This is a genomic window from Occallatibacter sp. FHG110214_02 (assembly GCF_059115385.1).
In genome coordinates this window covers 213,815-239,731 of record NZ_JBZYWK010000003.1, presented here as the reverse complement: position 1 = coordinate 239,731, position 25,917 = coordinate 213,815, and the positions used below count along the sequence as shown (strand labels likewise).

Genomic DNA, 25,917 nt, shown 5'->3' with positions numbered 1-25,917 from the left:
ATAGACAACGAAAACAGGCCATGAGTTGAACTCATGGCCTGTTTCGTTTAGCGAAAGGCTGGTTGCTAGTTGCGGCGCAGGTAAGTCTGAGAGTGGCGGTCGTGCCAGGCCAGGTGGTCTTCATCGAAGAGGCTCCAGGCCATTCCGAGGCCCATGGGCAGCATGGAAATGACCATGGCGGTGAAGCGCTTCCGCAACTGCTCGGGGGTCGGAATCATCTCGTCGAAGGTGCAGAGCGAGAGGCCCGCATAGCGCATGCCGAGTGAGGGCAGACCCATGAAGCAGAAGAACGCGTGGTAGAGGAGCGCTACGCCGAGAACTGCTCCCGCTCCCATTATCTCTGCCATGCGGGGCGCGAGGTTGTGCGACATGCCAAGCGCGAGCGTGAGCCAGACGAAGGTGGCAACCGCGACGACTGCGGCTGTATCCACAAGGCCAGCCATCAGGCGTGTAGTCAACGGAGCCAGCGAGAGCTTGTCCTTGAGCGTGGGGGCTGCGACTTCATGCCGCACCTGCGCGCCCAGCTTCATGCCGCTCCACTCGGGGGTGGACCAGTCCGCCTTGGCTGCTGGTTGGGCATTTGGAGCGGCGGCAGGTTCCACCCACTCGGCGGTGTCTGCGTGTGCGTGCAACGGTTCTGCTGTGCTCCATGCGGCATTTACCGGCTCGGGTGCTTCCGTCTCGATTGTGCCGGGGTCAACTTCAAAGATGCTTAGCTGCGTGCCGGGCTCGGGCTGCGTGGCAATTCCTTCGAGAATCCGGGGGCGAATGCGGCGCGTGGCCACCAACTCGCGGGGGAACTCGATGAGGTTTGCCTGGATTGCGTGCGCTTCGACGTGCACCGGCTCTTCGTGATTCACAACCGGCTCGGCGGGGGTCCACCAGTCTTCGGCGTCCATCTCAAAGGGCTCGGCGTATGGGTCGGCTTCCGCTTTGCCGGAAAGTCCGGGCATGTCGGGCTCCCAGCGAATCTGGAGCACCTGGCCGGAGCTGGTTTTGGCATCTGTAACCGGGCCGTCGGGGATTTCTGCGGGAACTTCAATCACAGGAAGAACGGCCTGCGGCGGCGGCTCTGCAATTTGGGCAGAGGCTACCGGCGCGGGAACTGCTTCTACAACGGGCGCCGCTTCTGCAACCGCAGCGGACTCAGCGGCGAGATTGTCTACTGTCCAGTCCCACTCGGGCGCTTGTACTTCAGCGACGTGCTCGGCTTGTACGGCGGGGCTCTCAAACGGGATCAGCACGGCCTGCTCGGCGGGGCGCTCGGGCTCCACGGTTGCGGCGTGCAACTCGGCCAGACGATTTTCGGCGGCGTTCTGCGCTTCCCGCGCTACCTGCGTGGCGATTTCCGCGGCGCGCACGGCGATGCGGGCCTCTTCGGCCTGCATCTGGCTATAAGTCTTTGCCTTTGCGTACCGCTCCGCCACGCGCGCCGCAGCTTGTGCCGCGCGGCTGTTGCCGGGGGTGACAGGCTGGGCTGGAGCGTTTGCTGCCGACGCGTTGCCCTTGCGGTTTTTATGTTCCGCCAAGCGCCTATTCACTTCCTCCCGCCAGTTGGCGGCAGGTGACCCAAGTGTGCTCACTCGTATTGTCCCTTCCAACGCGCCTCTCGCCTGAGCTGAGAACCGCCTGTGTTGGTCCGCCTACGGTGGTTTCCGTATCGGCGGGGTTGTTCTTTTGAAAGGTCTTGAGCTCGCGGAAAACGACGGTCTTCGCGCATTCTGCGCCCTTTCATGCCGAGGCGCCCCTTCCATGTTGGAAGGAGAGATGCGTGGATTCCCTGCCGGGTTTTTTCCTGCTGCCAGAGCCGCTTCTGGCGCGTCCCACTCTCAAGTGCCCACATTTGCTATGCTGAGCCTTGGTCCTCGGATGCGCCCTCGCAATTTTTGGTTTATCACGGCTATAGTGCTCTGTCACCTGCAACTTAAGGCGCAGGCGTTGACCAATGCGTTACCCCCCTCCTCTGCACCACAGGCGCAGCAGCAGGTTGCGCCCGCTGCCTCACAGCCCCTGCCGGACGACCCGGAGCAGGAGATGCTGCCTGTTGCGAAGCCTGAACCCGCTCCGCCAAACGGCGAAACAATAAGCTGGAAGGCCGACCGGCAGACCTGGTCAGAGAACACGGCCACGCTCTACAACGTGACCGAATTCCACTATCGCGGCTATGTTTTGAGCGCGGACAAGATTGTCTATCACCGCGACACGACCGAGGTGGAAGCGGATGGGCATCTCCGTATGGAAGGCGGGCGCGAGGACATTGTCCTGACAGCCTCTCGCGGGGAGATGCAGCTCAATACGCACACCGGGCGTTTTTACAACGTGAACGGGACGCTGGGCGTGCGCGCCAATGGGCGCAGCGTTGTTTACACAACGGCGAACCCTTTTGTCTTTACCGGGCGCGTGCTGGTGCAAGCGGGAGAAAACAGCTACCGCATTGTGGACGGCTCGATGACCAACTGCCAGTTGCCTAATCCGGACTGGAAGATTCTTGCCGGGCTTATCAAGGTGGAAGACGACAAGGCCTCGACGCGCAATGCTTACTTCAAGCTGCTGGGCATTCCTATCTTTTACCTGCCGTGGCTGCAGCACCCGGTGGATGAGAGCGGGCGGCAAAGCGGGTTTCTGATTCCGGTGATTCCGTCGAACTACAACTCGATTCGTGGCTTTACTACGGGCGAGCAGTTCTACTGGGTTATCAACCGCAGCATGGACATGGTGATTGGGTCGGAATACTACTCGAAGCGCGGCTTTGCGCCGAATGGCGATTTTCGCTACAAGGGGCCAGGGCTTGACCACATCACTGTGCGGTGGAATGCGCTGCTGGACCGCGGTTTTGACGAGACCGTCAACGGCGTGACGACGCGCGTGAACCAGGGCGGCGTGGACATTGTGGCGCTTGGCAGCAAGAATCTCTCGGATGAGACGCGCGTTGCGGGCAACGTTGATTACCTCTCCCGATATGTCTACCGGCTGGTCTTCAACGACAACTTCTGGATTGCTATTGCTTCGCAGGTTAAGAGCGATATTGCTGTGACCAATGCTCATAACGGGCTGGTTGCTTCGCTTGAGTTTTATCGCATGCAGAACTTTGCCAGCTCGACGAACGGTGATGAAGCACGCATCCTCAAGACTCCGAGCTTGCGCTATGACGTGCTGGACCGGCCTCTGTTTGCAACGGGAGACAGCCCGGTGAATCTCTACTGGGGGCTTGATGCCTCTGCGGCTCACCTTGGGCGCAGCGAGCCGAATTACCATGCGCACAATGTTGGCCGCATGGATGTTTATCCGCACCTGGAGATGCCGATTGTTGCGGGCGGGTGGAGCATTGTGCCGCAGATTGCAGTGCGCAACACGCTTTACACCGGCAGCCAGGACCCGGACCTTACAGGCATCAACAACGGCGTGCCTTTTGTGAGCCATGATTCACTCAACCGCTTTGACTATGAGGCGTCCGTAGATGTTCGGCCGCCTGCGGTTGAGAGGGATTTTTCGCTGGGACGCAGTGGGCGCGTGCTGCGGCATGTGATTGAGCCGGAGCTGAGCTATCGCTTTGCAGGCGGTATTGGCGTGAAGGCACAGAACGTGATGCAGTTCGATACGACGGACGTTGCGGCGAATGACAATGAGATTGGCTTCTCGCTGACGCAGCGCTTTTATGTGAAGTCGCCGAATGCGAAGCCTTGCACAGACGAGAAGGGCGCAGAGGTGGATGGTTGCGAGAATCATCCGCGCGAGTGGGCGAGCTGGCAGATTGCGCAGCGCTACTATCTTGACCCCGACTTTGGAGGGGCTACGCTGAATGACCAGCGCAACATCTTTGACTCCACGCTGGACCTGACGGGGATTTCATATTTGACGGGCTCGCGGTCGCTCTCGCCGATTATCTCTCGCATGCGCTTTGAGGCTGTGCCTCATCTGCGCGTGGAGTGGGACCTTGATTACGATCCCAAGGCCGGACGCCTGAGCGCGGACAACTTGTTTGCCGGGTATAGCCGCGGGTTGACAACGGTGGGCCTTGGCCACTCCCTGCTGAATGCTGTGGATGAGACGGGGACCTCGGCTACGCTGATTCAGAGCCAGCTTATCAATCCATTTCTTGAGATTGGCAAACAGAATCGTGCCGGGTTTAACTTTGCGGCGAATGCCGGGTTCGATATTGTGCATGGTTCCCTGGAATATGCCGGGATGCTTGGTAACTACAACTGGAATTGCTGCGGCATTTCGCTGGGCTATCGCAAGTTTGACCTCGGGCCGGTGCGCGGGGATGACGTGCAGTATCTCTATAGCTTTACTTTTGCCAACTTTGGGTCTGTGGGGGATGTACGGCACTCGACTACTATCTTCCGTGATCCTACGTTGCCGCCAGCGTATTAAAGGCAGGGAGTAGAGAACAGAGAACTAAAGCCCCGCTATGGCGGGGCTTTTTCATTATTCTTATCGCAAAAGAAAATTGTATTCTCTGACTGCAAGATGGAAAGAAGAACCTGTTTTTGTTTTTGCAGTTGCTTTCTACTCCCTGTTTTTTCATTCGACAATCATTGTCAGGTTTACGCAGCGCTGTGCTCCATTGCCGTCGCCGTTTGCTTTGCAACTGCTGATGGGGGTTGCGGCGCCGCTTGCGCTCACTGCTAGCGGGATTGTGTAGGTGCCCGATGGAGTTGTTGTGGTGGTGATTCCACCGCCGCCTCCGCTTATGGCCTTTGAACCGCTGGCACCGGCGCAGCTTGTGATTGCTCCTGTGCTGACTGCGAGCAGTGCAATGAGTAGCAACAGACGACGGCGTGCGCGCCAGGCCACGGGCAACACTAATAATCCGCTGAGTAAGAGGAAGGGGCGGCCGGGGAAGACAACTGCCGCGGTTGTCTGGCTGGTTGTTACATCAATCGTCTGCGTGCCAGTTGCGTTGGCTGCGATGTTGTTTGTTACCGGGTTAGAAATACAGGCTGCCTGTGAAGGCAGGTTGGTGCAGGCGAAGTTAAAGGTTTCCGGCACGCCGCCCTGCGTTGCGAGCGACAGCGTGAAGATCGCTGTTTGTCCGCTTGCAACTGTAACTGCGCTTGGAGTGGATATGGTGAAGTCGAAGCCGGTGCCGGACAACGGCACTGTTGCTGGAACAGCAAGCGCGCTGCTCGCTATGGTCAGCGCGCCGGTCTGCACGCCGATTGTGCCGGGAGTAAAGGCCACATCTACTGTGCAGGTTGCGCCTGCTGCGAGGGATGTGCCGCATGTGCTGTTCGCGTACTTGAAGCCGCTGGAAGTGGAGAGGGAAAGGTTCGCCAATGGCTGCGCTACGTTGAGGTTGGTGATTGCAATAGTGGTGGATGCGCTTACCGCGCCAACGCCCGTAGCAGCGAAGTTGACGGAGCCCGGCTTGAGCTGAATTCCGCTGCCGGGCACGCCGCCGTTGCCTAACAGAACCACTGTTGCGGACTCAACGCCGCGCGTAGACGAGGAGAAGTTCAGGCTGGCTGTGGAGCCGTTCGTATTGGATGGCGTATAGACGACCTGCACCGAGCAACTCGCATTTACGTTCAACGTAGCTGGACACTGGCTGCTCCATGAGGCGCTGAAATCGGCAGCGCTTTGGCCTGAAACGTTGAACCCAACGTTTGCCATGGGCGCGCCACCGGTGTTGGTGACGGTAAGCGTTTGTGCGGGACTGTGCTGGCCTGCGGGGACTTTTCCGAAGTTGATGCTGTTGGCGCTGGGCGTAAGCTGCGGCGGCTTGAGCCCTGTTCCGCTGAGAGAGATTGTCCTGGGCGTGGCGGAAAGAATGTCTGTCAGAGTCAGTGTTCCTGTGGCTGTGCCGGCTGCTGTGGGAATGAACACCACGTTGATGGCGCAACTGGATTGCGCGGCAAGTTGCGTTGTGCAGTTGGTAGTTGCCGTGAATGGACTGCTTGCGGAAATGCCTATATTTGTCAGGGGATTTTGGCCGCTGTTGGTGAGTGTGATTGTCTGCGCAGAGCTGGGCTGTCCGATGATGGTGCCGGGAAAGCTGAGGGAGGATGGCGTGAGTGTGTCTGTGGGCAGCGAGGTTGCTGTGCCGTTTAACTGCACGGTGTGCGTGCCTTCGTTGTCTACCAGAGTGAGCGTACCGTTGGTGGAGCCTACCGCAGTGGGCGCGAAGAGGACGGAGATGGAGCAGTCGGACGAGGCGGCAATGGTTGCGCCTGCATCGCCACAGCCGTTGAACGCCATTTGAAACGGCGCTACTACGGTCCAACTCTTGATGGTTATGGGGGAGGAGCTTGAGTTCTCCACGGTGAGTTGCTGCGCGGAGGTTTGCGAGTTTACAGGCAGGCTGCCGAAGTTGATGACGCTGGGCTTGATGATGACCGGTGCGGCTGCTGTGCCAGTGCCGCTCAAAGTAGCGGACAACGAGCCACCCGAGAGGTTGCCTGCAACGGTGATGGTCGCCTTGCGCGCGCCTGTAGCGGAAGGCAAAAAGATGATCTGGATGGTGCAGGAAGCGCCTGCGGAAACTTCCTGACTGGCACAGTTATCTGTCTCGGAGAAATCTTCAGGGGCATCTCCGCCGAGCGTGACAGATGTGATGGCGAGGCCCACACGTCCGGTATTGGTAACTGCAAGCGTTAACGGGCTGGAGGATGAATCGACCGACTGACCGGGAGTAAATGCCAGCGCGTCGGGGCTAAGAGTGGCTGTGGTTAACAATGTTCCCGCAGTGAGTAGCGGCAACTGCCACACGCCGCGACCGTAAGTGGCGGCAATCAGCACACTGGTGCTTGCGCCTGCGGGCGTAGCGCTTAAGGCGACGACGGGAGACATGGGAAGTCCGCTTCCTATGGGCGCCCAGCATGCGCTTCCTTGCGTTGTGCAGTCGGCTACCTGGCGCGTAGCGTAGACACCTGCATCTGTGGCGACATAGACGGTATTGGGATCTACCGGATCGACTACCAGGCTGTTTACGGGCTCTTCCGGCAGGTTGGAGTTGAGCGCGTACCAGGTAGCTCCGCCGTCAGTGGAGCGGTAGACCGTGCGAATGGGCTGGCTTTGCCCGGTGATTCCCTGCACCGTGACGTAGACGGTTTTGCCGGATGTATCGGCGGGGTCTACAAAGAGGCTGGAAATATCGAGGCCGTAGAGATTCATGGCCTGAATGTCGTTCTCTACGGGATTGAAGGTGAGGTCATTCCAGACGGACCATGTGCCGGATGCGCTCATGGTTGCGCTAAGGACGTGCCCAGCCATGGTTGCGCCGCCGTCGAGGCTGCCGTAGGTGCCTGCGTAGACAATTTCGCCACCATTGGGCAGGGCTGCTGCTGTCATGGTGCGAATCAACGGGTTGCCGGAGCAGTAGCCTGCGCTTGAGCCGCTGCCGAGCATTGGCGTGACGGCGTTGGCTGCGGCCCATCCGCCTGTGGCTGCGCCGCGCCAGAGACGGCATGTGGCGACGAGAAGCTGCGTGTGATCGACGGGATCGACGAGAAACGGCGCGGGCTCGGTCATCGTTAATCCGTCATTGGAAACATCTGCATTGCCAACTACGGGACTCACGCCAAAGTCTGATTGCTTGCAAGCAGTGGATTGCGAGCAGAGATGAATGGAGACGCCTGCTCCATTGTTGGCGTACCAGTTGTTCGCGTTGGCGGGGTCGATGGCTACCGGACCGCCTTCACCGCTTAACACCTGAGGCCACGGATCTGCTGAGGCTGCTGTGCTTTTTACGCCGGCGGTTCCGTTAACTCCGAGGCCTACCATCATTGTGTACGGAGTGGAAGCAGAAGAAGAGATGTGTTCCACCTCTGCTAGCGAACCAAGGCCGCCGTTGAGATTCTGGAAGTGGCTTGCATCGGTCGATGCGCAGGCGGAGCCTGTCTCTGCTACTGCATCCACGCTACGCCAGATGCCGCCGTCATTGCCTATCAGGAGCTCCAGCGGGTTCTGAGGATTCCACGTGAGCGCATGCTGATAAGGACTGACTTTTGCGCTAAGACAACTGAGGGAATTGGTGGTGTTGCGCCATGCACAATACACGCTGGCTGCCGCGGCACCGACTGGCGGGGCGATTGTGCACTTCCACAGGTCGTTGCCTCCGGCAAGAATCATTGTGTCCTGACCGGAGGGAATTGCAGCAAGCGCAAGGTTGTAATCGCCGTTTGTAATGGTCGCGGGGCCCTGCCCCGGTATGTTGCTCTCAAGCTGCGTGGTTGTGAGCTGTACGCTGAATGTGATGTTGGCATTGGTGCATTGCTTGTTGCTGCCTGCGCTGCACACGTCCTGCCAGATTCCCTGGTCTTGATTGTTCAGATCTACGGACCATGCGAAGGTATCGCCGGTGCTGGGGTTGACCGCGAGCGAGCCGCGAAAGATGGGGCATGCGGGCGAACCGGGCAGGCCGATGTTGGTGGGACAGTTCTGCGTGGTGAAACCACTGCCGGGCTGTGTGGCTAGCTGCGTCCATGTCACACCGTCTGGCGAGGAGTAGTAGCCGTGATAGCGAACGGCGGCGAGAAAGACTTTGCGCACGGGGTTCCACACCACTGACGTTGCGGGGTTGCCCTCGGGTGGAGCGATGGCGTCCATTGGACCTTGCACATCCTGGCCGTTCAGATTCTTAATGGTGGCCAGCTTCCATGTTGCTCCGGCATCGTTTGAGTAATAGAGCCCTGCTGAACGGCCTGCGGGCCATTGCACGCCGACGACATCGGCTTCATAAGCCTGCGAGACGGCGGCGACCACCGTGTTCGGCATGGTGGAGCTATCGCCCCATGCGAAGCCGGCAAAGCCCAGCCCGTAGAAACCAAAGTCCTGCAGGCCGGTTCCCTGCTCCACGTCAGAGCTTTGCTGAATCAGGCTCCATGTATTGCCGCCGTCGGTGGAACGCAGAATACCTGTTCCGTAGTAGGAGTCGAGCGCGTCATTGGCGTCGCCGGTGCCAGCGAGGATTACACCTGTGCCACCGGGCTGTACGGTAACAGCGCCAATGCTGATAGAGGGGTCAAGCGCGCCGTTTAGAACTCCTGCCGAATCTGTGAGCGGGGAAAAGCGGATGTAGGACGGGTCGGAGGCGGCTGCGTTGTTTGAGAACCAGACGCCGCCTCCGGTGGTTCCGATGTAGGCGGAATTGCCGGTTGTGTCAGATGGGTCGAATGCGATGGAAGAGATGCGGCCGCTTATCGTGCCGTAATAGGTCGAGGTTACGCCGGTCGGGCCGAGAGATTGCCACACAGCAGTGCCGGAAGCATATTGCGGATGCGCGGGGATGTGTTGCGCTTTCAGTCGAGGTGCGCGGCCAGATGGCATGCCGGGGCGTATGCCGCGATGCGCGAGAAACCGCTCCGCCTGTGCGGCGCGCGGAGGGATTGCGAACCTGCGCGGGCTGGTTTGCGCTGCATTATTGAGAACAGCGAAAAGCAGGGCGCACAGCACGGGTGCTACGCGGTTCAATTGGCCAAGGCACTTACGAAACGGCAAACAAAATACTGCAAAGACACGCATCCTGACTCCATCCGGAGGCTAAGCCGAAAAAGAGATGAGAAGACACGCAGCGGTCAGGGACGAAATTCTGTTACGAAATCGTGTAAGGCTTATGTTGTGTGTGAAATCTGATTTCATTCTAGGACAAAGAGCCAGCCTGCGCCCGGTCGCGAAGCGAATTATTCTGTCTAAGCATCGAATGATTTGGAATGCAGATTCGACTTCAACTCGCCACGGATGATGACGCGCTTTCGCTTGTGGCGCTGCGCACGGCTGTCAACGAACGGTTGACAGAGAGGTTTGGCTGCGGATACTGGTGTGAAAACCTGAGCGAGCGCGGCGCGCTTTCCGCCGTACGCGGTTCGCCCGTATATGTGGTGCGGAGCAAGGGACGGGTGCTGGCGACAATGACGCTGGCGACGCGCAAGCCGTGGGCGATTGATCCGGACTATTTTGCATTGCGGCAGAGGCCGTTTTATCTAACGAATATGGCCGTGCATCCGGATTTTCAGCGGCAAGGGTTGGGGCGAGAAACTATTGCGGAGGCGCAGAGGATCGTTATTGAGTCCGGCGGGGATGCGATTCGGCTTGATTCCTACGATGTGCCTGCAGGGGCCGGCCCTTTTTATGCCAAGTGCGGCTTTATGGAAGTAGGGCGGGCGGTATATCGCACCGCGCCGCTGATTTATTTTGAAATGCCCTTGAACGGAGCCAAATAAAAAGGCCGCCCTGGGGCGGCCTTTTTTTAGATTCACGCCCCTGTGAACTGCTTTTACCAGCGCCCCCAGGCGCGGCTGATGTAGTCCGAAAGCGTCATGGCAATCAGCACCAGAAACATGAAGATGCCCGAACCCACCGCCAGCTTGGTCAGCTTTGGGCTGTACTTGACGTGCATGAAGAAGAGAATCACCAGTGTTGCCTTGATAACCGCAATCGCAATGGCAACGATGGGGTTCAGCGGACCCATTTCCACGTAGGAGGCCGCAACCGTCAGTGCGGTTCCTACAAGGAGCGCAAAAAAAATCAGCAGGTAAATCTTCGGGCTGACAATGTGACCTTCGGTTCCGTCATGGTGTTCCGTCTCGCCATGCTCAATTTCGTTGTCGTGTTCGCTCATGCTTCTAATCCTTCCAAGAGATTGCCGGTTTCCTGTCACTGATGCCTGCTGATGAGATACAGCAGCGGGAAGAGGAAGATCCAGATGATATCGACAAAGTGCCAGTAAAGACCGAAGTATTCGACAAAACTGACATGGCCGCCGGTATATGCACCTTGATTTGCCTTCACAATCATGAAGCCAAGGATGCAGATACCGATAATCATGTGCAGCGCGTGCATTCCGGTCATAGCGAAGTAGAGCGAGAAGTAAATTTCCGTGTGGCGTGCCATGTCGAGCGGTAACGGCTTGTCGTCCGCAGCCTTTGCGGCTTCATCCGAAGAGGGATTCAGGAACGACTGCAGGCTGTAATGCGCGCCGGGGACGTGGTGCTTCTCAAACTTCTCCTTGTACTCAATTGTCTTGATGCCAAGGAAGGTCAGGCCGAGGATAAGCGTGAGAACAAGGCATAGGACCAGCTTGCCCTTTTCACGCATCTGCGCGAAATAGACGCCCATCGCCATCGTAAAGCTCGACGTAATAAGGACGCCCGTATTGAGCGTGCCCCAGAAGATGGAGAGCTGGTGCGACGCAGCTACGAACGCCGGATAATACCAGTTGCGGTAAATCAGATAGGCGCAGAACATGCCGCCGAAGAACATGATTTCCGTCAGCAGGAAGAGCCACATGGCAAAGCCGGTGGCGTCCACCTGCTGCTCCATGGTCTCAAAGTGATGCCGCTGATACGGAGGATGCGCATGCTCAGCGTGCGCAAGAGTGCTATCCGACACTAGGGACCTCTTTCTGCTTCTGCTGATTTTCCAGCCACTCGTAGTCGTAGGCGTCGTGATCGACGATTGGCATTTCGAGGAAATTCTCCGTGAGCGGCGGGGACTGAATCTGCCACTCAAGGCCCGTTGCCTGCCACGGATTGTCGCCGGCAATTTCGCCGTACTTCAGCGACCAGGTCAGGTAGAGAATCGGCAGCAGATAACCGATGCCGAGGATGGTTGCGCCAGCGGTAGAGAAGACGTTGAGAATCTGGAACTCCGGCGGATACGAAGCGTAGCGGCGAGGCATGCCGAGCGTGCCAAGAATGAACTGCGGGAAGAAGGTGAAGTTGAAGCCGATGAATGTAACCACGGCTGCCAACTGCGAAATCTTCTCCGGATACATGCGCCCCGTAATCTTAGGCCACCAGAAATGGATACCCGCAAGGAAGGCCATCAACATGCCACCCACCATGACAAAGTGAAAGTGCGCGACGATGAAGTAAGTTTCCGTCAGATGAATGTCCGTGCCAGTGGAGGCGAGAAATACGCCAGTCAATCCGCCGATAGTGAACAGGCCCATGAAGCCGAAGGAGTAAAGCATCGGCGTCTCAAACGTGATGGAACCTTTGTAAAGTGTGAAGGCCCAATTGAAAATCTTGATAGCTGAAGGCACCGCGACCAGCATTGTCAACAGTGAGAAGACCAGCGTGGAGTAGTTGGAGACACCCATGATGAACATGTGGTGTTCCCACACAAAGAAGCCGAAGATCGCGATGGCTACCGAACTGAACGCGACCGCTGTGTAACCGAAGACTCGCTTGCGGGCAAATGTTGAAACCGTCTCGGAGATGACGCCCATGCCCGGCAGAATCATGATGTATACAGCCGGATGCGAGTAGAACCAGAACAAGTGCTGGAAGAGCAGCGGATCGCCGCCCTTGGCCGGATCAAAGACGCCGATGCCGATGGTGCGCTCGAGAGCCACCAACACAATTGCAATAGCCAGAACCGGCGTGCCGAGCACCATGAGGATGCTGGCTGCGTAGTTGGCCCACACAAAGAGCGGCATCCGGAACCACGTCATGCCCGGTGCGCGCATCTTGTGGATGGTCACGATGAAGTTGAGGCCCGTAAAGATGGAGCTGAAGCCTGCGATGAAGATGGTCAGGCCCGTAGTCAGCACGTTGGTGTTGACGTAGTGCGTGGAGAGCGGAGTCGTAAAGGTCCAGCCTGTGTCCACACCGCCGGTCATCATGTTGTAGAGCGTCAACAGGCCGCCGGCCATGTAGAGATACCAGCTCAGCAGGTTAATCTTCGGCAGCGCAAGGTCCTTTGCCCCAATCATGATAGGGATGAGGAAGTTGCCCAGCGTGGCCGGCACCGAGGGCACCAGGAACAGAAAAATCATTACCACGCCGTGCAGCGTAAAGACCTTGTTATAGGTGTCAGTGGCCATCAGGTCCGACTGCGGCGTGAGCAGCTCAAGACGGATGAGGCCCGCGAGCGTACCGCCAATCGCGAAGAAGAACGTAATCGAGATGAGATACAGAATCGCGATTCGCTTGTGGTCGCCGGTCAGCAGCCAGCTAAGAATTCCATTTTCCCTTGTGAGGAAGTTGTCCTTCGGAATCCTGGCCGTTGACTGGTCGGGAAGACTGACAATTGTAGCGCTGCTCATTGTGTCACCGTCCCTTGTGCTGCAGGCTTGGGCGCTGTTGCGGCTGGAGTAGCCTTGCCCTCGCCTTCCGGCAGCAACCCGGTTGTGTTGAGCGTCTGTTCGACGCGGTAGTTCGAGTTCAGAGTCTTGATGTATTCCACGAGCGAGATGACGCCGTCCTCGCTGATCTGTCCTTGATAAGTCGGCATGATTGGAGCGTAGCCTTGCGTGATATGCTCCGACGGATTCAGGATTGCATCGCGGAGATAGGCTTCATCCGCCAGCTGCTGCTGTCCATTGCTTAGACGCAGCCGGGAACCATAGACGTTCGCAAGCGAAGGACCGCGTGCATCGGGTCGGCCATTGTGGCAGGCATTGCAGCTCAGGCTGGCGAAGAGCCGTTCGCCGTTCTGCGCAAGGCTCATGCCGCTGGTCGATTGCGCGAGCCACTTCTTGTAGTCCTCGGGGCTGAGCACCACGATATCGCCAATCATGTGCGAGTGCTCCGTACCGCAGTACTGCGTGCAGAAGAGATGATAGGTGCCAACCTGCGTGGGCTCAAACCACACCGTTGTATAGCGGCCGGGAATCGCTTCGCGCTTTACGCGGAAGGCGGGAATCGAGAAGCTGTGGAAGACATCCTGCGAGATGAGTGTGAGCTGAACCGGCTGGCCAGTGGGAATGTGCAGCGAGTTGATCTCGTGCTGGCCGCCGGGATGCTCGGCCTTCCACATCCACTGCTTACCGACGACATAAATGTTCATTGCGTTCGCTGGCGGCGTGTAGACGCGGAAGTAAATCAGCGAGCCCCATACGAACATGATGAGGAACAGACCCAGCGGAATGATGGTCCACGTCGCTTCGAGGATGGTTGAGCCCTCGATCTGCACCGCAACCGGGTGGCGCTTTTTGCTGTAAAGGATGGAGAAGCCAAAAATCAGCAGCGCAACGAGCGTGAGACCGACAAGGCTCACCAGCACCATGAAGAAGTAGAGCGCGTCCATTTGCGGCGCGATCTTCGACGCTTCCGGCGGGAAGAGCGCAAAGTTCGTCATCCACTTGACGAGAAATTGCCAGAGTACTGGGCTAATATGATCCATTCCGTTATCCGTTCACCTTTGTTGCGGGTCTCTGGAGATCTACTTTGTGTTCACGTTCGCGTTTCGCATCTGCCCGGAACATCATGTACATAAATCCGGCCAGTGTAAGCACCGTAACCAAGCCACCCAACTGAACAATCCGGGCAATAATCAGCGAGTGCTTATTGGTGCCGGGATCGTAGTGGTAGCAGTAGGTCAAAATGTTGTCCACCGGCGAGCCGATGCGATTGTCCGACGCCTCTGCCAGGCCGAGACGCAAATCCTTCGGGCTATACTCCACACCCATGTAGTACTGCGCTATGCGACCCTGCGGCGTGATAATTTGAATGGCGCTGGCGTGCGCATATTGCGTCAGTTTTCCATCGGGGCCGGGAATCTTTGTGTAGCCAAAACCCACTGCCTGCGTCAGCGCGTTGATGTTTGGTTCCGTACCAGTAAGGAAGTGCCAACCATACGCCGATTCCGGATGACCATAGCGCTTTACATAGCTGCGCTTCTTTGTCGCCGCGAGGTCAGTGCCTTCCGTGGGATCAATGCTGACAACGATAATGTTGAAGTCGCGGCCCGGCTTTTCATCCACCATCATCAGCGCGCCGGTGAGGCCGTTCAGCTCCTCAGAGCACAGCATCGGGCACTGGTAATAGACGAGCGCAAGAATGGCCGGCTTAGCGCCGAAGTAGCTTGCTAGCTGGACTTGCTTGCCTTCATCATCGGTGAAGGTTGCATTCAGCGGCAGCGATTGATTCAGATGCTGTGAGATGCCAACCTTGTCGAGAATCGACGATTTCTGATTCGCCGGGCCCATCTGCTTGTCGCCGTATCCGGCAACCTGGGCCTGCAAAGCTGCGGACAGCACTAGCGCAGTGCCCGCGGTGAAGATTGCTCCGCGAAAGACGCTCCGAGTTGTGCTCTGCAACTTCATAGTGAACCTCAGAAAACTTCGTCTCAACCGTGCGTTAAGTTACTGCTTCTCGCCCTGGACCTGCTCGGCTTTCTTCTGTGCTGCCTGTTCCTGCTCAAATGCTGTACGCGCAAAGCCTGTCGTCAACGGAGCTGTCACCATGGGCACGCTGTCCCCTGTCAGCGGCTTTTCGGTTGTCGCAGCGGGCGCAACCGGCAGGCCCTTCTGTGCAATCAGCTCGATGGCACGCTCAATCGGGATACGAACCTTGTCGGAGCCATCCACCTTGGAGTAGTGGTCGAGTAATAAATCCTCGCGCTCGTGCAAATCCGCTACATCCTGGTTGCCGTCGTCGGTCTGCACGCGCGGCGCAGGAAACTGCTGTGTCAGCTCCGCCACTTTGCTCTGGAGCTGCGGGTTTGTCGGCAGGTTGCCCAACTGGCGCTCATCGGCAACCTTGGCCCACTTGGAGTTCGGCCCGTCTTCCTTGTCCATGGCAAGGTTGATGACCTTGCCGATGCCCCAGCAAAGGACCGCCGCCACCACGACAAAGGTGCTGAGCGCGGTGAGAAAGACCACGATGCCAGTGACGCGAACATCGCTCTTCTCATAACCGTGCGAGGTATCTACCTGCTCGGGCTCGTGTCCGTCATTAGGCGTGTGCATGTTCGGGCTCCAGAATTTCCGCCAGGTGCGGATCGTTGACTTGCACCACGGGGCGGGTCTTCAACTGGATGGAGAAGAACGCAATCCAGAACGAGACAAGCGCCACGGGTACTGCAATGTATTCAAGAATGCCGAAGCTGAAGTGCAGATTGCGCGCGGCATCTTTGAAGTTGGGCTCGATGAGCCAGAAGAGATCGAATGCTTTGGCGAAGATCATCCACTGGCATACGCGGATGAGGCGCTTCTTATTGCGCTTCAGATCACGCGAGAGCAGCATGGTGAACGGGATGAGCCAATGAAAGAGGAAGTCCAGCGTGACGATGATGCCCCAGTGGCCGCGAATGCGATCGAGGTACCACGGAATCTCTTCCGGCGAGTTGCCCGACCAGATAATCAGGAACTGCGCGAAGGCGAGGTAGATGTTCAACATGACAAAGCCGAAGGTGAATTTGCCAAGATCATGCTGCTCGGTCTGGCGCAGAACCGTTTTGAATGGCTCGTATTTCGAGAGGCTGATGGCCGTGATGATGGAGAAGGCCAGCACCTGGTAGCCCTGCCCGACGAGGAAGAGCAAGCCATAAACTGACGAGTACCATGTCACATCCAGCGACATAACCCAGTAGATAACCGCCGCTGTCATGGTGAGCGCGTAGATGACGATGCCCAAGCCGCTCAGATTCTCGAACTTCTTAATCCAGACGGGCGTATTTTCCGGAGAGTCGGCATCGCGCTTGAGGCCGAGCGCGTTCAGCCTCCACATGTAGAAGGTCCAGATGACGAAGCAGATGAGGCTGACGACAACGAAAGCTGTCGGATTCAGCATCGGCGCTTTCCACTTGATGGCGTGGTCGATTGCTTCAACCTGCGCGTCGGTGATCTGCCCGAGCTTGAGAGCCTGGTCAACGAGGCCGTGATTTGCCCACTGGTAAAGCTTGCCCTGAAAGAATGCGATGGGCAGCCAGTAGATAAAGACCAGCGGAAGAGTGCGGCTCATTGCTTCGAGAGGACGGCGCAGCAACAGGCCCCACTTGCCGCCAGTGCAATACTGCAGCATCAGCAGGCACATGCCGCCGCAGGCAAAGCCGAAGGTCAGCATCAACCCAAGCAGCCATGCACGCACTACATGGTCAATCGACCCGTCCGCAAAGGCAAGGCCAGCAGCGATAACCGCAAAGACAACTCCGACGAGCAGTGCACGGGTCCTCCAGGTATTGACGACCTCGGGTGCGCTCAGATCGGCGGGCAGCGTCTTGGTATGAGATTCGTGAGCCATTGTTATTCCTTATCCCTGCTCCCAGTTCCGTTAGCTTCTGGTTCCGTTCTCTACTTGCCTACTTTGGTTGCGGGCACCTTAATCGTCGGGTCCGCCGGGTTGGCCGGAGCCATGCCGGGGGTGCCTTCCGCATCCTTATGCGGATAGGCTTGAACCGCTGTCTCGGGCAATGTCCATGGCTTTGCATAATCCGCAGGCAGGCCCTCTTGCGCAGCAATGTCCTTGAGGCTTTCCACCTTTGCGCCTGCTGGGACGTCACTTGCTGTCGCGGCCTGACTCAACTGCAGAGCGCGGATGTAAGCGGCAACCGCCCAACGGTCCGTGGGTGTAAGCTGCGCTGAATAATCCGGCATTGCGCCGTAGCCGTTCGTCATTACCCAGAAGTAGTGCGAGAGCGGCTGAGCGGTGCGCACCTGATCGTGGAAGTTGGCGGCTGGCTTGTAGCCACGCTGCACAATCTCTCCCAAGCCATTGCCTACGCGTGAGTGGCAGGGTGTGCAGTACACGTTGTAGCGCTCCTGCCCGCGCTTGAGCAGTGCGATGGAGACGGGTAGCTCCGCGGGAAGCTGGTCATGCTCTTCGCGATAGCCGCTGGCGCCCTCGGTCACGCCGGTGTAGAAGTAGCTGTCTTCATGAAGCTGGCCGCGGGCCACGGTGTTCACGACCTGCGGGCGTGCGCCGCGACCGTCATCAAATATCACGGAGCCGCGCTGCGGAAATATCTTCGGCTGATTGTGCATGTCCTGACGGCAACCGGCGATCAAAACAAGCGCGGAAGCTGCGGCGAGGCCCAGTACCTGCGAACTGGTGAGGCGGCGCATTGGCATTAGTACTCCACCTCCGTAATCGAAACCGGCGCGAGCGTTTCAAGGTAAGCCCGGGTTTCGATGAGGTCGAACTTGGGGTCCAATGCCTCAAGGCATAGGAAGAATTTGTCATCCAAGGCGCCGGCACGGAAGTTGGGCGCGTTGAAGAGCGGGTGATAGGGCGACGGCAGGCCATTCAGCGCCAGCATGCCGAAGGCCGCTGAAAGACCTGCCCACAGAATCGTCCATTCGTAGGCGGGCACAATGAATGCAGGCCAGGAGTACATCGGGCGTCCAGCAATGTTCAGCGGATAAGCCAGCGTTGAGACCCACGTCTCAAGGGAGAACATGGCAACCAGACCCATCATGCCGCCGATGAGTGTAAGCAACGGCACCTTGTTTTTGTGGAAACCGATAGCCTCAGCCGCTTCTTCCACCGGATAGGGCGTGTAGCAGTCCAGTCGGCGCCATCCCTCTTTGCGCGCCGCAGTGGCCGCGCGGACGAGATCGGAAGGCGTGTCGAATTCAGCCAGAAGACCGTATGTTCCTTGACGAGGAGGCATTAAAGAAGTTCCTCCGATTTAATCGCGGTTGAAAAGTTCATCCAAGGTGTTCTTTTCTTAAGGAAAAGAACACTTAAGATCCGTGACTTCGATGAGCTGCAATCGGAGAACTTCATACGTGGCTCTCTCCTGCTACCGCTTCTTTGGGCTTAATCTTGGCCCCCGGCAGCATCATCTTGATTTCGTTCATCGGAATCATGGGCAGGAAGCGCACGAACAACATAAAGAGCGCGGTAAAGAGGCCCAAGGTTCCGATATACGTCATGTAGTCCCACTTGGTGGCGCGATACGTGCCCCACGAGGACGGCAGGAAGTCGCGGTAAAGGCTGGTGACGACGATAACGAAGCGCTCGAACCACATGCCGGTGTTGACCACAATCGAAATGAAGAACATGAAGCCGATGTTGGTGCGCAGCTTGCGCCACCACAGCGTAGTCAGCGGAATCACGATGTTGCAGGCAATGAGCATCCAATAAGACCAGCCCATGGGCCCGAACATGCGGTTCCACATCATGAAGAATTCCCAGTGCGAGGCCGAGTACCACGCCATGAAGACTTCCATGCCGTAGCCGTAGGCGACGATGCCACCTGTTGCCAGCATGACCTTGCCCATGTTGTCGATGTGGCGCTCGGTCACCAACGATTCCAGGTGATAGAACTTGCGCAGCGGGAGAGCCAGCGTCAGCACCATCGCGAAGCCGGAGTAGATAGCGCCGGCAACGAAGTAGGGCGGGAAGATTGTTGTATGCCAGCCCGGCATGGCAGCCACTGCGAAGTCAAAGCTGATGACGGTGTGCACCGAAAGCACCAGCGGAGTGGCGAGACCAGCGAGAAGCAGTGATGCTGTCTCGTAGCGAATCCAGTGGCGAACCGAACCACGCCAGCCAAGCGAGATAAGGCCGTAAGCGTATTGTGCCAGTGGCGTCTTCGCGCGATCGCGCATGGTTCCGAAATCGGGAATCATGCCGATGTACCAGAAGACCACCGAAATCGTTGCATACGTCGAAACCGCGAAGACGTCCCAAAGCAGCGGCGAGCGGAACTGCGGCCACACCGTCATCGAGTTCGGATAGGGCAGCAGCCAGTAACCGAGCCACGGGCGGCCTACGTGAATGAGCGGGAACATGCCGGCGCAGACCACGGCGAAGATTGTCATAGCCTCGGCAAAGCGGTTAATCGAGTTGCGCCAGCCCTGCTTGAAGAGCAACAGAATCGCCGAAATCAGCGTGCCTGCGTGGCCAATACCAATCCACCACACAAAGTTGATGATGGCGAAGCCCCACGCGACGGGCTGCGTAATGGCCCAGATGCCGGTGCCTTTGAGAAAGAGCCAGGTAACGGCCGTCAGAAGAAAAACCGCCACCGCGCCGCCCATGCTGAAGAGCGCGAACCAGCCAAGAGGCGTGTTCGGCGTCAGCACAATATCGCTGATCTTCGCGGTGACAGACTTGAAGGTCTGTCCGGGCTCTAATACCCGGAATTCGCCCGTGGCCGGATCTATCCAGCGGTCGCTTTCCGGATTGCCAGGTCTCAGTTCGCTCGTTGCCATTGTGGCTTAACCCTTTACCGGCGCGTGTTCCACCGGAGTTTCTTCGAGTTCGCTGTTCGGATTGATGACCGCGGCTACATACGACGTCCTCGGTCGGGTATTGATGTCGGCAAGCACCTGATAGCTGCGCTCGTCTGCGCGAAGCTTTGCAACCGCGCTGCTCTTGTCGTTGAGATTGCCGAAGGTGATGCACTCAGACGGGCAGGCCTGCTGGCAGGCAGTCTTGATTTCCCCGTCGCGAATTGTGCGGTTCTCTTTGTCGGACTCAATCTTGACGGCCTGGATACGCTGCACGCAGTAGCTGCACTTTTCCATCACACCACGCGAACGGACCGAAACATCCGGGTTGCGCATGAGCTTGAGGCTCTCGGTCTCAAAATCAGAGAAGAGCAGGAAGTTGAAGCGGCGCACCTTGTACGGGCAGTTGTTGGAGCAGTAGCGGGTGCCCACGCAGCGGTTGTAGACCATCGTGTTGAGGCCTTCCGGCGTGTGAACCGTTGCGCCTACCGGGCAAACCTGTTCGCAAGGCGCGTTTTCGCAATGCTGGCAGGCCATCGGCTGGAAGTGCGCGCGAGGTGCAGACAAATCGCCCTCGTAATAGGTGTCAATGCGGAGCCACTGCATGTTGCGGCCAATGCGAACCTGCTGCTTGCCCACCACTGCAATGTTGTTCTCCGCGTAGCAGCCCACGATGCACGCGTTGCAGCCAACGCAGGAGTTCATGTCAATTGACATGCCCCACGCATTGCCTTCGTATGTCCAGTTGGGGAACAGCGAATTCCCCATCTCGGTCTTTTCGTAGTCCTTGTGTTTCTCGTCAGACTCATTGGCAAAGCCGGGATGCGCTTTGTACTCATCGAGCGTTGCGTAGCGAATGATGCCGCGCTCACCGATGGCCTCATCGCCTTCAATCGAGTTGTTGCCGTTGCCCTCTCCGCCGAAGAACTTGGAACGGTGGTCCTGATAGTGGCTCTTGGTAATCGCCACCCCCCACTTGCCGTCCACCTTCTTTACTGAGCCGGTCGCATAGAACGGCGCGTCTGTCGAGCGAATCAGGTATGCATTGAAGCCCGCCCCCGAGCCCACGCGACCTGCAAACGAACGTCCATAACCGAGGTAAACCGTGACGCTGTTATCCGGATGGCCCGGCGCTACAACAACCGGAGCCTTCACCTTGCGGCCATTCACGGTGATTTCGAGGATGTCGTCTTCTTCAAGATTGAGCTTGGTGAGTGTTGTGCCGGAAACCAACGCTGCATTATCCCAACTCAGGTTTGTGACCGGCTTAGGAAGCTCCTGCAGCCAGCCGACGTTCGAGAAGCGGCCATCATAAACATTCGGGTCTGGCCGGAAGATGATTTCGATAGCGTCTTTCGACGAAGGCGTGGGAACCGCCCCCTTCAAAGCTTCTGCCGTGCCGCCCGCCGTGAAGGCCGTTCCGTCAATCCAGCCCGAGTGCAGCGCTTTGCGCCAGCCTGTCTCAAAGTCGCCCTTGATGCTGATCTTCGCCGTCTCGCGAACTGCGTCGTAGGCGCTCAGCAGCGTGTCATTCAGCAAAAGCTGCAGAACATTGTGCGCGGTCTTGCCACCATAAAGCGGGTCGATGAGCGGCTGAATGATGGAAATGGTGCCGTCATAGCTGCGCGCATCCGACCATGACTCCAGCGAGTGCGCCGCAGGAATGTGCCAGTCAGCAATCTGCCCTGTCTCATCGACGTGGGAACCTAGATGTACCGTAGTCTTCGCCTTACCGAAGGCCGTGGCAAAATCCAGGTCCGCAGGAGCGTTGTAAATCGGATTGGTGTTCAACATCACTAGCCAATCCACCTTGCCCGCATTCAAATCTGCGACGAGCGACTTGAAGTCCGCAATCTGATCGCTGGGAATCGGGTTTATCGGCTGCGAAACCTGTACCGTCTTGCCCGTGTTGCCAAGCGCCTGGTTAATGTCTGCCGCAATCGCCGCCACTGAAGCATCCTGATAGAGCCCCGGAATCACAACTGACTTGCCAGCGTGCGCCTTCAAATCCTTCGCCAAGGCTGTCAGATACTTCTGCTGCTCACCTGTCCAGCTATACGAAGGAGCCGTCACAGCCGAAGCACCAACCGCCGCAGCCAGTGCCGCCGCGAAAGCCGGGACTTCGCTCGCTCGCAGTCCCAGGCGATGCTCCGCCTTCAGACCTGTCGTCGAAGGTGTGCTCTCAATCACATACAGCCGATTGAGGTTTTCGGGATTCTTACGTCGAGCTGCATATTCACGAACCAGCTTATGGAAACCCGGATACGCAGAGCCCGACAGGAAATCCGCATCGAGCGAGACAATCACGTCCGCATCGGTCAGCGAATATTGCGTCGAGTTAGCGCCGGTCAGCGCCGTCCCCGCAGCCGCCGGGTCATACTGCACCAGCCTGGCCTTGGGATATGCCTTCTGTACCTCGCTCCACTGCCGCGCCAGTGTTGGAGAAGTGACCGTCGCGCTCAGGAAGTAAATGCCCGTCCCATCCTTCGACTCGCTCACCGCATGCTGAAAGACTTCGGCAAACTCGTTGAACTCGCGGTTCTCACCGTCAAACGTAACTTTCTGCGAGCGGTCGGGGTCGTACAAATCCAGCAGCGAACCCTGCGTGAAGACATCCGAGGAGCCGGTGTTATAGGGATGCTCCGGGTTGCCGTCCACCTTAATAGGACGGAAGGAATCCGCCTTGACCAGCGTTGGCACAGCACCCGTCACAAAGGGATACGCCGTAGCAAAGTAGTTCGGCTTGCCGAGAATCAAATCCTCCGGCGCCTTTACATAGGGATAGATCGGCTCGTCAGGCTGCTTGGCGCAACCGGCCAATCCGGCCAACGCCATGCTTGCGCCCATCAGCTTCATAAAGCCGCGGCGCGAAACCGGGTCTACCCATTCCTGTGCGGCAGAGGGAAACTCGCGCTCCACGGCAGCCTGAAAATCAGGCGTGTTCGCCAGCTCATCCACCGAGCGCCAGTAGCGTTTCCCTTTGGTATTCTTCAGCTTCTCGCGCACCTGGACCAAAGTCATTCCAGCCGCGGAGCCGGCAGCCTGCGGATGCTTATTGTCTTTATCCACGCCGCTCCCCATAAAGTTGTTTCCGTTTTCCGCAGGCCCAATCCCCATGCTGCTTGTCAGATCGCTCATCGATGGCAAACCTCGCAGCTTGTGAGATCACGCGGAGTGCGAATCTTGTACTGCTTGACCAAGAAGTGTCCGAGCGCATCCTGGCTATCAAACTTCTGGTACACCGCCGGAACCGGCATCGCAGCAGGCGTATCACTCGCCGTTCCTGCAGCAGCCGTCTGCAGCAGAGCAACCTGTGGACCAGAGCCTGCCGGGTCCTTCGTCACGCAGTCAACCGACTGCGCCGTCGGCACACCATCCTTCGCATCCTTCACCGAGCACCAGACCGGATGGTCAGAGGAGGGCTTCTCCCATGCCATGTTGTAGATCTGGCTGGTCGGGCGAATGTTCTTGGAGGGATTGCGATGGCAGTCCAGGCACCACTCCATCTGGAGCGTGTTTTGCGCATACATCAGCGGCATCTGGTCCACGCGGCCGTGACAGGTGGCACATCCCATGCCTTTATTTACGTGAATCTCATGATTGAAGTAGGCAAAATCCGGGAGGTCATGCACGCGCATCCAGTTAATGGACTTGCCTGTCGCCCAGCTCTGGCGAACCGGTTCAAGCAGCGCCGCGTTGGTCCAGATTTGCGCATGACAGTTCATGCAGGTCTTGGTGGGAGGGATGCCGGCGTAGCTCGATTTCTCTACGGTGACGTGACAGTACTGGCATTGAAGTCCCAGTCCCTGCACATGGTGCTTGTGGCTGAACGGCACCGGCTGGTCCGGGCGCTGCCCCTGCCGCGTCACCCAGGGGGAACGCTGCAGTTGGTCGAGCGTAACTCCCAGGGCAATCACGATCAACCCCGTCAACACAAGGCTCATGCGAGCAAGTGCATTGGAGCTGCGGTCAAATATTTGCGCCATGAATGGTTTCCCTAGTTCTTACTGCGCTTGTTTATCGATAGGGGAATGCCGCTCGACGGGGCGAGCCAGCACACGCCCAAATGTGCTTGCCTGCTACTTTTCTTAACTTCCGAAGAAATTAACCGCATCTGCCAGGGGCAGAAATTCCGACGACCCAATATAGCAGTCCAATCACATTTCAGTCGCTACGTCTTTTCGTTTATTCCGAAAAAACCTCTCAGCATCTCACTATGTAATCCGCTGAAAAGAAATGGATTGGGTAAATAGCAAAAACAGGCCATAGACCGCCTTCCCGTTTCAGCCGTCGTTACATGTCCTGAAATCTTGTGGCAACAAATTATCACGGCAATCGCACAATTGACCACTACAGATTTTTTCTCGCATTGCGCGTGCCAAGAATGACACCCCTTGCCTAAGCTTCCCGCAACCAACTGGATTCCTCCATTGCATCTATAACGCGAATCCTCTCCTGCGCATCCAAAACTGCATGTACCATGAGGGGGAAGCTGGTCGCCTTGAATAAGGTGCACGCTGCCGAAAGACATGGACACAAAACAACAAATCAAGCGCAAGATCAGCCTGCCGTTTCTGGCAGTAGCGGCTGTTGGCTCACTTTTCGCGGCATTTGGGCTTTCCGCCTGCCAGACAGTGCAGGGATTTACCCCCACGGCGCTTGTTCGCGTCATCGATGCCTCTTATATCGCTCCAACCGCGAACGTCTACGTTGATGGACAGCTTTTCGCCAGCAATATCGGCCAGGGATATATCGGCACGTACGGCACGGTTAAGCCCTCAACTGCGGCAACCATTAAAGTGACCCCCGTTTCCGGGAAAACACCGGCAGTTACGGCAGCAGCCACACTCAGCGCTGGCACGCAACACTCTGTCTTTATTACGGATAACGGCGCGTCTGCTACGCAGTACGTGGTGAATGTGTTGGAAGACCAATCCACTCCAGCTTCGACCGGCCACTCTACTTTCCGCTTTCTCAACCAGGCGCCCCGCACCGGAGCCGTGGACGTATATATGGTTCCCTCCGACTCCACGCTGGCCGATGCAACTCCGCTCTGCACCAATGTGGCAGTGGGAGCCACTTGCGGCTACGTCAGTTTCTCTTCGCAGACCGTGACCATGGTGATTACGCCCACAGGCGTTACGACCGCAAAGACTAACTACTCCGCGCAGCTTGCACTCACCGGAGGCGAAGTTCGCACCGTGGTCGTCGTCGATAGCCAACTCACCACCAACCCTCCACTGTCCGCCATCATCGCTGACGACCTGAACTAAATGCGGCGACTTCCCTTTCTGCTCGGAGCGCTCATTTGCACGGCGCTGCATACGCAGTCCGCGGATACCTATCGCGTTCTCCATACTTATCCGCACGATGCGCATGCCTTCACGCAAGGCCTGCTCTATATGGACGGCCATCTCTATGAAAGCGATGGGCAGTATGGGCAATCTTCGCTGCGCATGGATGACCTTGAAACCGGGCGCATCCTGCAGCAGCTTCCGGTGGCAAAGGAATACTTCGCTGAAGGCCTCGCCTCCTACGGCAGCACACTCATTCAACTGACATGGCAAGAACACGTCGCTTTCGTCTATGACCGCTTCAGCTTCCGCCTGTTGCGTACACTCCACTATCCCGGCGAGGGCTGGGGCCTTACCTCAGACGGCAAGCATCTTATCTTCAGCGACGGCACTCCCGACATTCGTGTCCTCGACCCCACCGACCTGCATGAACTGCGCCACATCACGGTGAAAGACCACGGCACACCCGTCAAAGAAATCAATGAACTGGAATACATTCACGGCCAGATTTACGCCAACATCTGGCACTCCGACCGTATTGCGCGCATCTCTCCGCAGACCGGAGCCGTGCTCGGCTGGATTGATCTAACTGGCTTGCTGCCTGATAATTTACGCTCTTCACAAGAGGCCGTGCTGAACGGAATTGCCTATGACACCGCGCATGATCGGCTCTTTGTAACCGGCAAACTCTGGCCGCGGCTCTATGAAATCCGCGTGACTACAAGACAAAAACCACACGCTTCGAAGCAAAAATAACTAGCCAAAGTTTTATATCGT

The 25,917-nt window shown here is 57.6% G+C and carries 18 protein-coding genes; 4 read left to right on the top strand and 14 right to left on the bottom strand.

Annotated features, from left to right (window positions below; translation table 11 throughout):
* Positions 1-65: 65 nt before the first annotated feature.
* A complete protein-coding gene (locus AC5S3R_RS04945; protein ID WP_494265767.1) occupies positions 66-1,529 on the bottom strand; it encodes an RDD family protein in 1,464 nt (487 codons plus the stop codon).
* Positions 1,530-1,938: 409 nt separating this feature from the next.
* Here AC5S3R_RS04945 and AC5S3R_RS04940 point away from each other — a divergent pair, with 409 nt between their 5' ends.
* Entirely contained in the window at positions 1,939-4,374 is a 2,436-nt protein-coding gene (locus AC5S3R_RS04940; protein WP_494265765.1) for an LPS-assembly protein LptD, read from the top strand.
* A 150-nt stretch (positions 4,375-4,524) separates the two neighbouring features.
* Here AC5S3R_RS04940 and AC5S3R_RS04935 read toward each other — a convergent pair whose 3' ends face one another.
* Positions 4,525-9,465 carry a choice-of-anchor D domain-containing protein gene (locus AC5S3R_RS04935; RefSeq protein ID WP_494265762.1) on the bottom strand — a complete coding sequence of 1,647 codons (4,941 nt, stop codon included), beginning with the start codon at positions 9,463-9,465 and terminating at the stop codon, positions 4,525-4,527.
* 188 nt (positions 9,466-9,653) lie between these two features.
* Between AC5S3R_RS04935 and AC5S3R_RS04930 the strand changes: the two genes are divergently transcribed.
* Positions 9,654-10,163, top strand: coding sequence for a GNAT family N-acetyltransferase (locus tag AC5S3R_RS04930; protein WP_494265760.1), 510 nt, complete (start codon positions 9,654-9,656; stop codon positions 10,161-10,163).
* Between the two features lie 53 nt (positions 10,164-10,216).
* Here the strand turns inward: AC5S3R_RS04930 and AC5S3R_RS04925 are convergent, their stop codons facing one another.
* From AC5S3R_RS04925 to AC5S3R_RS04870, 12 genes are all read right to left on the bottom strand, one after another.
* Positions 10,217-10,561, bottom strand: coding sequence for a cytochrome C oxidase subunit IV family protein (locus AC5S3R_RS04925; RefSeq protein ID WP_494265758.1), 345 nt, complete (start codon positions 10,559-10,561; stop codon positions 10,217-10,219).
* Between the two features lie 35 nt (positions 10,562-10,596).
* Positions 10,597-11,331, bottom strand: coding sequence for a cytochrome c oxidase subunit 3 family protein (locus AC5S3R_RS04920; RefSeq protein ID WP_494265756.1), 735 nt, complete (start codon positions 11,329-11,331; stop codon positions 10,597-10,599).
* On the bottom strand, positions 11,321-12,991 hold the full coding sequence (locus tag AC5S3R_RS04915) for a cytochrome c oxidase subunit I (protein ID WP_494265754.1): 1,671 nt from the start codon (positions 12,989-12,991) through the stop codon (positions 11,321-11,323). The genes AC5S3R_RS04920 and AC5S3R_RS04915 overlap by 11 nt, the downstream gene beginning before the upstream one ends.
* Positions 12,988-14,070, bottom strand: a complete 1,083-nt coding sequence (gene coxB / locus AC5S3R_RS04910; protein WP_494265752.1) for a cytochrome c oxidase subunit II — start codon at positions 14,068-14,070, stop codon at positions 12,988-12,990. Before coxB ends, AC5S3R_RS04915 begins: the two co-directional genes overlap by 4 nt.
* Before the next feature lie 4 nt (positions 14,071-14,074).
* Entirely contained in the window at positions 14,075-14,992 is a 918-nt protein-coding gene (locus tag AC5S3R_RS04905; protein ID WP_494265750.1) for an SCO family protein, read from the bottom strand.
* Positions 14,993-15,031: 39 nt separating this feature from the next.
* Positions 15,032-15,637, bottom strand: coding sequence for a hypothetical protein (locus tag AC5S3R_RS04900; RefSeq protein ID WP_494265748.1), 606 nt, complete (start codon positions 15,635-15,637; stop codon positions 15,032-15,034).
* Entirely contained in the window at positions 15,624-16,910 is a 1,287-nt protein-coding gene (locus AC5S3R_RS04895) for a hypothetical protein (RefSeq protein WP_494265746.1), read from the bottom strand. The genes AC5S3R_RS04900 and AC5S3R_RS04895 overlap by 14 nt, the downstream gene beginning before the upstream one ends.
* A gap of 50 nt (positions 16,911-16,960) precedes the next feature.
* Positions 16,961-17,737: a c-type cytochrome gene (locus tag AC5S3R_RS04890; RefSeq protein WP_494265744.1), complete on the bottom strand. Its 777-nt coding sequence runs from the start codon at positions 17,735-17,737 to the stop codon at positions 16,961-16,963.
* On the bottom strand, positions 17,737-18,279 hold the full coding sequence (locus AC5S3R_RS04885) for a DUF3341 domain-containing protein (RefSeq protein WP_494265743.1): 543 nt from the start codon (positions 18,277-18,279) through the stop codon (positions 17,737-17,739). Before AC5S3R_RS04885 ends, AC5S3R_RS04890 begins: the two co-directional genes overlap by 1 nt.
* A gap of 112 nt (positions 18,280-18,391) precedes the next feature.
* Positions 18,392-19,828, bottom strand: coding sequence for an NrfD/PsrC family molybdoenzyme membrane anchor subunit (gene nrfD / locus AC5S3R_RS04880; RefSeq protein ID WP_494265741.1), 1,437 nt, complete (start codon positions 19,826-19,828; stop codon positions 18,392-18,394).
* 6 nt (positions 19,829-19,834) lie between these two features.
* Positions 19,835-22,984 carry a TAT-variant-translocated molybdopterin oxidoreductase gene (locus AC5S3R_RS04875; protein WP_494265739.1) on the bottom strand — a complete coding sequence of 1,050 codons (3,150 nt, stop codon included), beginning with the start codon at positions 22,982-22,984 and terminating at the stop codon, positions 19,835-19,837.
* Positions 22,981-23,832, bottom strand: a complete 852-nt coding sequence (locus tag AC5S3R_RS04870; RefSeq protein ID WP_494265737.1) for a cytochrome c3 family protein — start codon at positions 23,830-23,832, stop codon at positions 22,981-22,983. Before AC5S3R_RS04870 ends, AC5S3R_RS04875 begins: the two co-directional genes overlap by 4 nt.
* A gap of 543 nt (positions 23,833-24,375) precedes the next feature.
* On the opposite strand from AC5S3R_RS04870, the gene AC5S3R_RS04865 reads away from it, so the two are divergent.
* Complete coding sequence (locus AC5S3R_RS04865; RefSeq protein WP_494265735.1) at positions 24,376-25,119, top strand: DUF4397 domain-containing protein; 744 nt, start codon at positions 24,376-24,378, stop codon at positions 25,117-25,119.
* On the top strand, positions 25,120-25,896 hold the full coding sequence (locus tag AC5S3R_RS04860) for a glutaminyl-peptide cyclotransferase (RefSeq protein ID WP_494265733.1): 777 nt from the start codon (positions 25,120-25,122) through the stop codon (positions 25,894-25,896).
* The last annotated feature ends 21 nt before the right edge of the window (positions 25,897-25,917 follow it).